This window comes from Rathayibacter sp. VKM Ac-2762 (genome assembly GCF_009866585.1).
Classification (GTDB): domain Bacteria; phylum Actinomycetota; class Actinomycetes; order Actinomycetales; family Microbacteriaceae; genus Rathayibacter.
Map to the genome: position 1 here is coordinate 2,286,611 of NZ_CP047419.1, position 12,250 is coordinate 2,298,860.

Here is a 12,250-nt window from a genome sequence, read left to right on the forward strand (position 1 = left end):
CCGGACGGCCGCCGCGGTCCGGTCAGGCTCCTGCCGCGGCGTACCGCTCCGCGAGCACGCGGAACGCGGCGGCCAGCTCGGGCGGCTCGGCCCCGGCCATCGGAGCGTCGAACCGGCCGAACGACGCGGCGAGCGCTTCCCACGACCAGGCGCCGAGGGCGAGTCGGCAGCCCGCGTCGCCGAGGTCCTCCATCTCCCCGTCGCCCGCGTAGGGCAGGACCTCGGCGGCGGGCGCCTCCAGCACCACCGAGCCGCGGCACGGCCACCCCTCCCCGGGCGCTCCGCCGCGGAACCGCGCCTCCAGGAACTCGGCGGGACTCCGGACCGGCAGCGCCCGGCGGCGGAAGCGGGCACCGCGGGGCGAGCGCGGCTCGAGCCGGTCGACGCGGAACACCCGCCAGTCGTCGCGGTCGAGGTCGAAGCCGATGAGGTACCAGCGGCCCTGACGCGCGACCAGGTGGTGGGGCTCGACGCGGCGCACCGCCTCCGCGTACGCGAAGCGGAGCACCTCCGAGGCCCGGACGGCCGCCGCGACCGCGACCAGCCGCTCCGGAGGGACTGCGGGGGCCGGCGCCGCCGCGACCGTGAAGCGCAGCGCATCAGCTCGGGGCCGGAGCCGGGCGGGCAGGACCTGCCGCACCGTCGCCAGCGCACGGGCCGACGCCTCCTCGAGCCCCGCGATCGGCGCGCGCAGGGCGGCGGTGAGGGCGAGCACCTGCTCGTCGTCGAAGAGCAGCGGCGGGAGCTCGGCGCCGGCCTCGAGCCGGTACCCGCCGTCGGGGCCCTTCGCCGCGTCGATCCGGTAGCCCATCGTGCGGAGTCGGTCGACGTCGCGACGCACCGTGCGCGGCGCGATCCCCAGGCGCTCGGCGAGCACTCCGCCCGGCCAGTCGCGGCGGGTCTGCAGGAGGGAGAGGAGCAGGAGGAGCCGCTCGGTCGTCGTGGGCACGTCCCGAGGGTATTCCGAGAAGAGGACCGTCACCGTCCTCTTCTCCTGGGAGCGTCGGGGCACCGGGTGATCGACCCGGCACGACTGCGAGGAGCGCACCATGAGCATCACCACGACGACCCACCTCAACTTCCGCGGACAGGCCCGCGAGGCACTGGAGTTCTACGCCTCGGTCACGGGAGGCCGGGTCGACGCGATGTCCTACGCGGACGCGAACGCTGTCACCGCGCCCGACGAGGCCGACCAGCTGATGTGGGGCCAGGTCGTCTCCGAGGCCGGCTTCCGCGTCATGGCGTACGACGTCCCCGCGCACACGGCTTACGACCCGGGCACGATCCCGGTGTACGTGTCGCTGCGCGGCTCCGACGCCGACGAGCTGCACCGCCTCTGGGACGGCCTCTCGGAGGGGGCGGCGGTCGTCGTGCCCCTGGCCCCGGCGGCCTGGTCGCCCCTCTACGGGATGCTGCGCGACCGCTTCGGAGTGACGTTCGTCGTCGACCTCGAGGTCGCCTGGGGCTGAGGCCCGCGGGCTCGGCGGCGGGGCGCGTCCCACTGCGGACGCGCCGGCCGCCGACTCGGTACGCTCAGCACCGGATCCGGTCGGAGGGACGCTGCATGCTGGAGACGATCTCCGAGGCCCTCTCGCTTGTCACCCTCCCCCTCGGCGTGCTGTTCCTGCTCGCCGCGTTCGTCGCGGCGCTGATCGACGGACGCTGGCTGACGACGACCGCCTACCTCGAGGAGGGTCCGCCCCTCGCGCTGCACTGGGTGACCCGGGCCGGCGAGGTGCGATCGCGTCCGCTGTCCGCCGGGGACCCGCTGACGCCGACGCGGTCGGACCAGCGGGAGGTGCACTACCGCGAGGAGGATCCGCACCGCATCCGCCTGCACCGGTGGAGCGACGCGGTGCGGGCGCTGCGCCTGACCGGCCTGATCCTGCTCGGGGCGGGCGTCGTCCTCGGGATCCTGTCGACGGTGCTGGCGGTCCTCGCCTAGGCGGCGCTCCGTGCGCGAGGATCGGACCCGTGGATGCGGAACGGGTTCTCGGAGACGGACGTGCCGACGGGGTGTGGTGCCGGCTCGGGGAGCCGCTGACGGTCGCGCAGATCGCTCGCGGCGGGCCCGCGTGGCTGTGCCTGGACGCGCAGCACGGCGCGTTCGACGACGCCGCGGTCCTCGCCTCCCTTCGCGCGCTCGGCGCCGTGAGCGGGAGGCCGCCCGTCGGCGTCCGGGTCGCCGGGCTCTCCGACGCGCTGATCGGCAGGGCGCTCGACGCCGGAGCAGACGTCGTGGTCGTCCCGATGATCGAGACGGTCGAGGAGGCGCTCGCGGCCGTCCGCGCCGCGCACTACCCGCCGCTCGGCCGCCGCAGCTGGGGGCCGATGTCCGATCTCTGGGGCGCCGCTCCCCCGTCGGCCGCCGAGGCGCGCACCGCGCTCTGGGTCATGATCGAGACGCAGGCCGGCCTCGACGCCGTCGATCGGATCCTCGCGGTGCCGGGCGTGAGCGGAGTCTTCGTCGGCCCGTTCGACCTCGCGATCGGCCTCGGACGGGACCTGTCCGACCTGCTCGCCGCGGACGGACCGGACGACCCGCTGCCGAGGATCGCCGCGGCGGCCCGGCGCGCGGGCAAGGGCGCCGGGGCCTACGCGGGCGACCGCGAGCGCGCCGGGCTGCTGCGAGCGCTCGGCTTCCCGAGGGTCGCGGTCGCGACGGATCAGTCGCTGATCGCGCTCGGCACCGCGGCGGCGCTCGACGCGGACGCCGCCGACTCCGGCTGCTGAGCCCGAGGCCGGGAACGGGGCCGGCCGCCGGTCACCGGCGAGCGCTCCCACCGGGGGGACGCACGGGCTCCGGCGGCTCGGGGACGAAGCGGAGGCCGCCGGCGGAGTTCGCGAGATCGGTGAGCGCCGAGATCCAGGCGGGGTTGATGCGGGGCATGCGGCCGCCGGCGTAGGTGTAGCGGAGCGTGTGCGAGGGGTGCAGCCAGATCGCGCTGCGGCCGTCGCTCATCCCGTTCTCGTCGCGCCAGGTGAGCAGGCACGACTCCCCCCGGCGCAGCTTCGCGGTGAGGACGATCTGCAGGTGGGCGAGCACCCGGTCCTCGACGTCGATCTCGACCGATCCGTCGTAGTGCAGCTTCCCCATCGGCGTCTCCCGGCCTCGTCCTCGGAGGACGGGCGCGCCTCCGGCCCACCATCCTCGGGTGTCGTCCAGTGACCAGTTCGGGGCGGCGACAACCGGCGGATCAGCTGGTATCGGCGAATCCGCTGGTCTCGACGGGGCGGGGCTCAGGCCGGCGGGTTCGCCGCCATGAAGTCGCGCATCGGCAGCAGGTTCTGGAGGGGCGCGAAGTACCCGAAGCGGGGCAGGTCGAAGACCACTCCCGCGACTCCGGAGGACCCCATCGCCGCGATCCACTCGAGCGCGGCCGGCATCGGCACCTTCAGCACGCGTGACGCATCCTCGTCGGAGAGGCCGGCGTGCAGCGCCCCGGCGCGGGCGCGCTCCCCCGTGGTGAAGGCGAAGACCATCGGCCCCGACTCCAGGCCGCCGACGAAGGGGGTGGGCGCGTCGTCCGGCCCCCGCGCGATGAAGCACCACATCGGCAGGGCGTAGACGCTGCGCCAGAGCGCGTCCATCGCGGCGAAGCTCTCGGGGTCGGCGCGCAGGGCCTCCGCCCGGGCGTCGATCTCGACGGTCTGATCCATGGGGCTCCCCTCGTCGCCGGCGATCGGCGCGGACCTCCACGCTAACGATGCTCCGGCTGGGCCGCACCCGCGATCGATCCGTCAGCAGCGGCCCGTCCACGCGGCGGGCACGGGCCGCGGACGACGGATCGATGCGGCCGCGGCCCGCTCAGGCCGTCGCGTGCAGCGCGGCGTACGCGCCGCCCGTCGCGAGCAGCTCATCGTGCGTCCCCTGCTCCACGACGCGCCCCTCGCTGAGCACCACGATCCGGTCGGCCGTGCGGACGGTGCTCAGGCGGTGGGCGACGATCAGCGTCGTGCGCCCCTCGCGCAACCGGTCGAGGGCGAGCCGGACCTCGCGCTCGGTGCGCGGATCGAGTGCGGCGGTCGCCTCGTCGAGCACGAGCAGACGGGGGTCGCGGATCAGGGCCCGCGCGATCGCGAGGCGCTGGCGCTGGCCTCCCGACAGCAGGGCGCCCCGCTCCCCCACGATCGTGTCCCAGCCGTCGGGCAGCTCGAGGACGAACTCCGCGTTCGCCGCCCGCAGCGCCGCCTCGAGCCGGTGGTCGTCGGCGTCCGCTGTCCCGTAGAGCACGTTGTCGCGGATGCTGCCGCGGAAGAGCACCGACTCCTGCGGCACGACCGAGACGAAGCGGCGGGCCGTGCGCATGTCGAGGGCGGCGATGTCACGGCCGTCGAGCAGCACGCGGCCCTGCGAGGGGCGGACGAATCCGAGGACCACCCGGGTCAGCGTCGACTTCCCCGAGCCGGAGGGGCCGACGAAGGCCACGGTCTCCCCCGGGGCGATCCGGAGCGACACGTCGTGCAGCACGCGCCGGTCCCCGTAGTCGACGCTCACCCGGTCGAGCTCGACTCCTCCGGCGAGGGCGTCGATGACCGGCTCGCCCTCGTTGTGCTCCACGTCGGGGTCCGCCAGGACCTCGGCGATCGAGCGGCGCGACTCGAGGCCGCGGGTGACCAGCGGAGCAGTCTGGAACGCCGCCGTGATCGTCCCGGTGAGCAGCGCGAAGTAGGAGCTCAGCAGCACGACCTCGCCGACCGTCACCGGCAGGACGCCCGTCATCGCGATGACGGCTGCGCCGAAGAGCGAGCCGAGCGTGATGAGCTGGTAGCTGCTCCACGACAGCGCCCCGAAGCGCCCGTTCAGGCGGTCGAGGGCGACGCCCGCCCGCTCGACGCGGCGGGCGGCCTCCACCACCCGCTGGACCGAGACCTTCTCGAGGCCGTGGGCGCGGGTGACCTCGAGGAGCGCGGACATCTCGCCGACGGTGCCGGACATCGTCTCGACGTGGCGCCGGAACGCCTCGTTGCCGGCCGCTGTCCGCCGACGGAGCCAGAGCACGAGTGCGGCCGCGAGCGGGACGGTCAGCGCGAACACCAGCAGGAACTGCGGCACCCTCGTGCCCGTCGCCACTCCGGCTCCGACGAGCACCACCAGCGCTGTCAGCACCGGCCCGAAGGCCTGCTGCAGCATCAGCTCGAGGTTCTCGACGTCGCGCACCACCTTCGTCTGGGCGATGGAGGCGCTGCCTCGCGAGTGGTAGTCGAGCGAGAGGCTCTGCAGCCGCTCGGCGAGCGCCTCCCGCAGCCGCAGGCCCAGCGCGCGGACGGCGGACGAGGAGAGCCGCACGTAGACCGCGTTCGCCCCGATGTTCGCGAGGATCGTCGCCGCGGCGGCCGCGGCCGGCACGACGAGCGCCGATGGCGACCGGCCGTCGACGAGGGCGTCGACCACGGCGGCGGTGACGAGCGGCAGGATCCACAGCGGGCTGTCCTTGACGACGTAGGCGAGCGCCGCCCCGACGACCCGGTGCCGCGACGGGCGCAGGGCCGAGCGGAGCGGATGCTCGGAGGAGATGCCGCTCACGGCACGAGGGCGGGCTCGCGCGCCGCCGCCGTCGATCGGAGGATCAGGGCGGCCGCGCCGATCAGAGGCCCCTCCCCGCCGAGCCCGGACGGGCGGACGTCGAGACCGCGGGCGTAGTCCAGGACAGCGTGCTCCCGGGCGCTCGCCTGCACGAGGTGGAGGTAGTCGCGGGTCACGCCCGCGAAACCGCCGCCGACGGCGAAGTCGTGCACGTCGAGCAGGGTCGCCGCGCCCGCGATCGCCGTGCCGACGGCCTCGGCGGAGCGGCGGACCGCGGACAGGGCCACGGCGTCGCCGTCCGCGGCCGCGCGCCCGAGCTCCTCCCCGGTGCTCCCGGCGAAGCCCCGGCGCCGGGCCCAGGCGACGGTGCTCGGTCCGGAGGCGATGCTCTCGAGCGTCCCGTCGCTCCCCTCCTCGGGGTCGGCGTCGGCGACGTGCACCTGGCCCAGGTGGCCGGCGTTGCCGGAGCGGCCCGCCAGCACCCGGCCGTCGAGGACGATCCCGCCGCCGATCCCGGTCGACACGACGAGGCTCACCGAGGAGACGGCGCCCCGGTTGGCCCCGTACCAGTGCTCGGCGAGGGCGATGCAGGTCCCGTCGAGGCGCAGCTCGACCGGCCGACCGGGCACGAGCCGCTCGAGCGCCTCCCGGAGCGGGACGCCGTGGAGCAGCGGGAGGTTCTTCGGTCGGATCCGGCCGCCGTCGAGGTCGATCGGCCCCGCGGATCCGGCGCCGACGCCGACGACGTCCGCCCCGGCCGTCGAGGCGGCGACGCACTCCGCGAGCGCCCGCTCGAACTCCTCAGGAGTCAGGGCGGGGCCGGTCGCGCGCCGGTGCCGCGTGCCGGGCACGAGCCCGCCCCCGGCGTCGACGAGGGCGGTCTCGATCTTCGTGCCGCCGACGTCGACGGCCAGAGCGGGCTGCGTGCTCACCGCGGATCAGGCCCAGTCGGCGACGAGCTGGTTGGCCGTGCGCAGCACGCTCGGCGACACCAGCGCCTCGGTGTCGAGACCGGAGCCGCGCACCGTGAAGACGACGCTCTCGCCCGGCAGCAGCGTGACCAGCTGGTCGTCGACGACGGCGGACGGGTCCACCTTGTCGACCAGGAGGGTGACGTCGCGCACGAGGTTCTCGGCGGTGACGGTCACCTGCACTCCGCCCTCGACGAGGGCGGCGCTCGTGCGCAGGCGCGCGGCCTCCAGGGCGGAGTCGCGGTACTCGGCGAAGAACCAGAACGCGCGCGTCCCGGCGAAGTCGACGACGAGCAGCTCGGCGGCGGCGTCCTCGGGCGTCGCCACGCCGGACCCGATCGGCAGGGTGCGCACCGAGCGCGCCCCGACCGCGAGCTCCTGCCGCTCCTCCGCCAGCACCGTCCCGTCGAACGCCAGGCGGCGCACGACGCACTCGCCGGCCCACTCCTCGGGGGAGTCGCCCACGGCGACCACGGCGAGCCCCTCCCCGCGCGGCTGCACGGTGAGCAGACGGTCCTCGAAGACGTGCTTGAGCGCGTAGAGGAGCGGCTTGGCGGTGCCGTCGCCGTCCACCGCGGCCCACGAGGTGACCGGCCAGCAGTCGTTGAGCTGCCAGACGATCGAGCCCATGCAGCGCGGGCTCTCGGAGCGCTGGTGCTCGATCGCGAGCGTCACCGCGAGCGCCTGGTTGAGCGACATCGCCCAGTGCCAGTCCTCCGTGTCGTCGGGCAGCGGGAGGTGAGCGACGAGACCGTCGGTCAGCTTGTCGTTGCCGTCGGTCGCCTTCTGGTGGTGGATCATCCCGGGCGACTCGGGAGTCAGCGGCGAGTCCGAGATCGAGCGCTGGATGGTCGACCACGACGCCGGCCCCTGCCAGCCGAACTCGGCGACGAATCGCGCGTGGGCGTCCCGGTAGGCGGGGTAGTCGACGCGGTTCCACAGCTCCCAGAGGTGCACGGAGCCGTGGTCGAGGTCGTTCGCGAAGATCTGCGGGTCGCCCGACCAGGGGCTCCCGGGCGTGTACGAGCGCGCCGGGTCGAGCTCGGCGACCAGGCGCGGGAGCAGATCGAGGTAGTAGCCCAGGCCCCAGGTGCGGCCCTGGAGGCGCTTCTCCCAGCCCCACTCCTCGAAGCCCCAGATGTTCTCGTTGTTGCCGTTCCAGAGCGCGAGGCTCGGGTGGGGCATGATCCGCGTGACGTTGTCGCGGACCTCCGCCTCGACCTCGCTGCGGAGCGGCTCCTCCTCCGCGTAGGCCGCGCAGGCGAAGAGGAAGTCCTGCCAGACGAGGATGCCGCGCTCGTCGCAGAGGTCGTAGAAGTCGTCGGACTCGAAGTAGCCGCCGCCCCAGATGCGGAGGAGGTTGAGGTTCGCGGACTCGGCCTGGTCCATCCTGCGGGCGAGGCGCTCGCGGTCGACCCGGGTGATGAAGGCGTCGTCCGGGATCCAGTTGGCTCCGCGGATCCAGACGGGCTCGCCGTTGACGACGAAGCGGAACGAGGTGCCCTCGTCGTCGCGGTCGAGCTGCACCTCCAGGGTCCGGAAGCCGATCCGCTGGGAGCGCTCGTCGATGACGGCTCCGCCCTGCAGGAGCGCGACCTCGAGGTCGTGGAGCGGCTGCCCGCCGAAGCCCCGCGGCCACCACAGGGCCACCTCGGCCGCCTCGAGGTGGAGGACCGCGGTGCGCTCGCCACCGGGGACGCTCGCCACGGCCTCCGCGCCGGCGACGGAGGCGCGCACCTCCACCTCGGCGTCCGAGGCCCGGTCGAGCCCCACGTGCAGCTCGACGCGGCCGGTCGTCCCGTCGACCGTGACCACGGGGCGCACCGAGGCGAGGCGCGCACCGCTCCAGGCATGGAGGGTCACCGGCTTCCAGATGCCGGCGGAGGCGGCGTCCAGCCCCCAGTCCCAGCCGAAGTTGCAGGCGGCCTTCCGCAGGGCGTTGAAGGGGTGGGAGTAGGTGTGCGGCCGGTAGCCGATCTCGAGGCTCGCTCGGTCGGCCTCGGCGACGGGCGAGGCGAAGGCGACGACCAGCTCGTTCGCCCCCTCCTGCAGAGCCTCGTCGACGCGGATCCGGTAGGTGCGGTGCTGGTTGCGGGTGCGGGCGATCTCGCGCCCGTTCAGCGTGACGACGGCCACCGTGTCCAGGCCCTCGAAGACGAGCTCGTGCACGTCGCGGCCGTCGGGGGCCCAGTCGAACGAGGAGGAGTACTCCCAGTCCGTCTCGCCGATCCAGGTGACCTTCTTCTCGTTCTGGTCGAGATACGGGTCGGGGATCAGCCCGGCCGCGAGCAGATCGGTGTGGACGAGGCCGGGGACCACCGCGGGGACGACGGCCGAGACCAGCTCGGCGGGGATCGGCCCGCGGGTCGCGCGGACACTCCAGCCGTCGTGCAGCGGACGGCTGGTGGCCGCCGCGGTGCGAGGAGTGGTGTCGAGGGTGTGGGTCACTTCGTAGCTCCTGATGTCAGTCCGTTGTAGATGAAGCGCTGGAGGAAGAGGAACGCGATCAACGTCGGCACGATCACCAGGATCGTGCCCGCCGCGATGACCTCCCACTGGGCCCCGAACGGGCCCATGAAGCGGAAGAGGGAGGTCGAGATCACGCCGAGGTCGCGGGAGGGCATGTAGAGGAAGGGGATGTAGAACTCGTTGTAGACCGCGATCCCCTTGATGATCACCACGGTCGCGATCGCGGGCTTCAGCAGCGGGAGCACGATCCGCCAGTACACGGTGAAGCGGCTCGCTCCGTCGAGCATCGCGGCCTCGTCCAGCGAGACCGGGATCGACTGCATGAACTGCAGGAAGATGTAGATCGCGACGATGTCGGTGCCCGTGAACAGCAGGATCGCCGACCATCGGGTGTTGAAGAGGTCGAGGGCGTTGATCACCTGGAACGTCGCCACCTGCGTGGTGACGGACGGGACCAGCGTCGCGAGCAGGAAGAGCCCGGTCACCACGCTCCGCCCGCGGAAGCGGAACCGGTCGATCGCGTAGGCAGCCATCGTGCCGATCAGCACGGTGCCCACGATCGAGACGACGAGGATGATCCCGGTGTTGAGGAACCCGGTGACCATCCCGCCCTGCGTGAAGGCGATGGCGAAGTTCTCGAGGTTGAACCAGTTCGAGGGCGGCGTGAGCGGTCCGGTGCCCCGGTACTCCGCCGAGGTCTTGAACGCGAGCATCACGATCGTGACGATCGGCACGAGAGCGAAGAGGCAGGCCACGATCAGCGAGCCGTACTTCCCGATCGAGCCGAGGACGGATCCCGCCGACCGGCGGGTGCGCCGCTCCTTCACGGCCGCCTGCCGCGTCACCGGGAGACCGGTGACCGCCGGGGGGCGCTGCTGGGTGCTGGTCATTCCTGGCTCGCCTTCTCGTCGGGGAACACGCGCCGCTGCACGGCCGTGATGATCAGCACGATCGCCAGCAGCACCACGGCCATCGCCGACGCGAGGCCGACCTTGGAGTAGCGGAAGGCGGTGTCGACGGTCTGGATCACGAAGGTCTCGGACCCGTTCGCGCCGCCGGTCATGATGTAGGGCATCTCGAAGGCCGAGAGCGCCCCGGCGATCGCGAGGATGAAGGACAGCCCGAGGATGCGCCGGATGCTCGGCACGATGATGTAGCGGAACTTGTCGAACGCGCTCGCGCCGTCGAGATCCGCCGCCTCGTACTGCTCCTCCGGGACCGACTGGATCGCACCGAGGAACAGCACGAAATTCAGCCCCATGTAGCGCCAGACCGAGGTGGCCGCGAGGGACACGTTGACGACGGAGGGGTCGCCGAGCCACTGCGGGGTGTCCTGCACGCCGAAGACGCCGAGCACCGCGTCGAGCGTGCCGTCCGGACGGAAGAAGTAGAGGAACATCAGCCCGATGGCGACGCCGTTGATCAGGTAGGGGAAGAAGATGACGCCCTTGAAGAAGTTGCGGAACCGGGTGCGGAAGCTCAGCAGCGTCGCGAAGAAGAGGGCGAGGCCGAGCTGCGCGATCGCGCCGGCGAGGTAGAACAGGCTGACGAAGAAGACGCGGAAGATCTCGGGCCGGGTGAAGATCTCGACGTAGTTCTCGAGGCCGACGAAGGTCTTGTCGGGGTCCAGGCCGTCCCAGTCGGTGACGCTGTACCAGAACATGTTCGCGACCGGGATGTACGTCAGCACGACCAGGAACGCCAGCGGGACCGCCAGGAAGAGCCAGGGGGTGATGCGCCTGCCGGTGAGGCGCTGCCGGCGGCGGGGCCGGATCCGCTTGCTCGCTCCGACCTCGATGGGCGGAGCGTCGGTGATCGCCATGGTCGATCCTTCCGTCGTTCGGGGGTGCAGGAGCCGTGGAGCTCCGGAGGGAGGGGGCGGGCGGCCGCGGGAGGCGGCCGCCCGCGGGGACTACTCGGCGACGTCGGCGCGGGCCGCGGCCCAGCGCGAGTTGAGGTCGGCGAACAGCGACTCCTTGTCGCCGGCGCCCGCACCGCGCGCGGCGTCGATCAGCTCCTGGCGGTAGGCGTTGCCGAACAGGTCGATCTCGGCCTCGTTGGCGATGTCGTTGATGACCGCCTCCTTGCCGACCGGGTCCGGGGCGAGCTCGAGGTACTGCACGCCGAGCGCGTCGAAGTCCGCGAGGGTGTCGGGAGCGGGGTCGCTGATCACGGGGCTGATCGCGCCCTGGCTCTCGGCGTAGCCGGACTCGTTCGTGAACCAGTCGATCCACGCGCGGGCGGTGGCCTTGTTGTCCGAGTTCTTGTTGATCGCGAGGAACTTGTCCGAGGCGGTCACCGAGGTGAAGGTCCCGTCCTGCGCCCACGGCATCGGCCAGAAGCCGATGACGTCGCGGGACTTCCCGGCCTTCTCGGCCGCGTCCTGCATCTGCGAGACGGCCCAGGAGCCGAGCACCATCGAGCCGATCTCCCCGCTCGCGAGGAGGTCCTTCGACTCCTCCCAGTTCGTGGTGGTCGGGTCCGCCTCGCTGAGGCCCTGCGCGACCGTGTCGTAGAGCAGGCCGTCGATGTTGTACTGGTCGTTGCCCTCGGTCCAGGGCGCGTCGTCCGCGATCATCTCGGTGCGGACGTCCGCCCCCTGCACCGTGCCGAGGTTGCCCTCGATCGTCGCGAGGGGCCAGCCGTCCTTGTAGTTCGTGTAATAGGGGACGACGCCGTCGGCCTTGATCTTCTCGAGGTCGGCGAGGTACTCCTCCTCCGTGGCGGGCGGATCGGTGATGCCCGCCGCGGTCCAGACGTCGCGGTTGAACACGTAGCCCATGGCCGAGCCGAAGGTCGAGACGCCGTAGGCGGTGCCGTCGAACGAGCCCTCGTTGGTGAAGCGGTAGGTCTTCGACAGCTCCTCCGTCGAGCCCAGCGGCTCGAAGTAGTCGGAGTAGTCGTCCTTGGTGACGTTGGAGCTCGGGATGAGCAGCACGTCGCCGTAGTCCTTCGAGTTCAGGCGGATCTTGGTGTCGCCCTCGTAGTCGGTCAGGGCCTCGAACTTCACGGTCGTCCCGGGGTACTTCCCCTCGAACGTCGTCGCGTAGTCGGCGAAGGTCGTGTCGACCAGGTCGGTGCGGTTGGTCAGCACAGTGATCTCGCCGGCCGGCTCGCCGGAGTCGTTCCCCGCCGATCCGCCGGAGCAGCCGGCGAGCGCGAGGGAGGACGTGACGGCGACGGCGACGATGCCGGTCAGCGTGGTCCTGCGGTTTCTGGTGGGTCGTTGCACGGGTGTTCTCCTCGGTAGGGCGTCGCGGTGCGACGGTGAGTGCAGTGGGTG

The 12,250-nt window shown here is 72.6% G+C and carries 12 protein-coding genes; 3 read left to right on the top strand and 9 right to left on the bottom strand.

Annotated elements, in window-relative coordinates; translation table 11 throughout:
- Positions 1-22: 22 nt before the first annotated feature.
- Positions 23-949 (bottom strand): WYL domain-containing protein, encoded by a 927-nt coding sequence (locus GTU71_RS10805; RefSeq protein ID WP_244230528.1) that lies wholly within the window; start codon positions 947-949, stop codon positions 23-25.
- 100 nt (positions 950-1,049) lie between these two features.
- Between GTU71_RS10805 and GTU71_RS10810 the strand changes: the two genes are divergently transcribed.
- The 3 genes from GTU71_RS10810 to GTU71_RS10820 all read left to right on the top strand — a co-directional run bounded on the left by GTU71_RS10810 (position 1,050) and on the right by GTU71_RS10820 (position 2,733).
- On the top strand, positions 1,050-1,469 hold the full coding sequence (locus GTU71_RS10810) for a VOC family protein (protein ID WP_159940049.1): 420 nt from the start codon (positions 1,050-1,052) through the stop codon (positions 1,467-1,469).
- Positions 1,470-1,564: 95 nt separating this feature from the next.
- Positions 1,565-1,945, top strand: a complete 381-nt coding sequence (locus tag GTU71_RS10815; protein WP_159940051.1) for a hypothetical protein — start codon at positions 1,565-1,567, stop codon at positions 1,943-1,945.
- 29 nt (positions 1,946-1,974) lie between these two features.
- Positions 1,975-2,733 carry an aldolase/citrate lyase family protein gene (locus GTU71_RS10820; protein WP_159940053.1) on the top strand — a complete coding sequence of 253 codons (759 nt, stop codon included), beginning with the start codon at positions 1,975-1,977 and terminating at the stop codon, positions 2,731-2,733.
- A gap of 31 nt (positions 2,734-2,764) precedes the next feature.
- Here GTU71_RS10820 and GTU71_RS10825 read toward each other — a convergent pair whose 3' ends face one another.
- The 8 genes from GTU71_RS10825 to GTU71_RS10860 all read right to left on the bottom strand — a co-directional run bounded on the left by GTU71_RS10825 (position 2,765) and on the right by GTU71_RS10860 (position 12,199).
- Complete coding sequence (locus GTU71_RS10825; protein ID WP_104258024.1) at positions 2,765-3,097, bottom strand: ATP-dependent DNA ligase; 333 nt, start codon at positions 3,095-3,097, stop codon at positions 2,765-2,767.
- A gap of 143 nt (positions 3,098-3,240) precedes the next feature.
- A complete protein-coding gene (locus GTU71_RS10830; RefSeq protein ID WP_104224305.1) occupies positions 3,241-3,660 on the bottom strand; it encodes a hypothetical protein in 420 nt (139 codons plus the stop codon).
- A gap of 148 nt (positions 3,661-3,808) precedes the next feature.
- A complete protein-coding gene (locus tag GTU71_RS10835; protein WP_159940055.1) occupies positions 3,809-5,527 on the bottom strand; it encodes an ABC transporter ATP-binding protein in 1,719 nt (572 codons plus the stop codon).
- Positions 5,524-6,459, bottom strand: a complete 936-nt coding sequence (locus tag GTU71_RS10840; protein WP_104238483.1) for an ROK family protein — start codon at positions 6,457-6,459, stop codon at positions 5,524-5,526. Before GTU71_RS10840 ends, GTU71_RS10835 begins: the two co-directional genes overlap by 4 nt.
- A gap of 6 nt (positions 6,460-6,465) precedes the next feature.
- A complete protein-coding gene (locus GTU71_RS10845; RefSeq protein ID WP_208543580.1) occupies positions 6,466-8,946 on the bottom strand; it encodes a glycoside hydrolase family 2 protein in 2,481 nt (826 codons plus the stop codon).
- On the bottom strand, positions 8,943-9,857 hold the full coding sequence (locus GTU71_RS10850; protein WP_159940057.1) for a carbohydrate ABC transporter permease: 915 nt from the start codon (positions 9,855-9,857) through the stop codon (positions 8,943-8,945). Before GTU71_RS10850 ends, GTU71_RS10845 begins: the two co-directional genes overlap by 4 nt.
- Complete coding sequence (locus GTU71_RS10855; protein WP_104234025.1) at positions 9,854-10,789, bottom strand: sugar ABC transporter permease; 936 nt, start codon at positions 10,787-10,789, stop codon at positions 9,854-9,856. The genes GTU71_RS10850 and GTU71_RS10855 overlap by 4 nt, the downstream gene beginning before the upstream one ends.
- Before the next feature lie 90 nt (positions 10,790-10,879).
- Positions 10,880-12,199 (bottom strand): ABC transporter substrate-binding protein, encoded by a 1,320-nt coding sequence (locus GTU71_RS10860; RefSeq protein ID WP_244230529.1) that lies wholly within the window; start codon positions 12,197-12,199, stop codon positions 10,880-10,882.
- Positions 12,200-12,250: the final 51 nt, after the last annotated feature.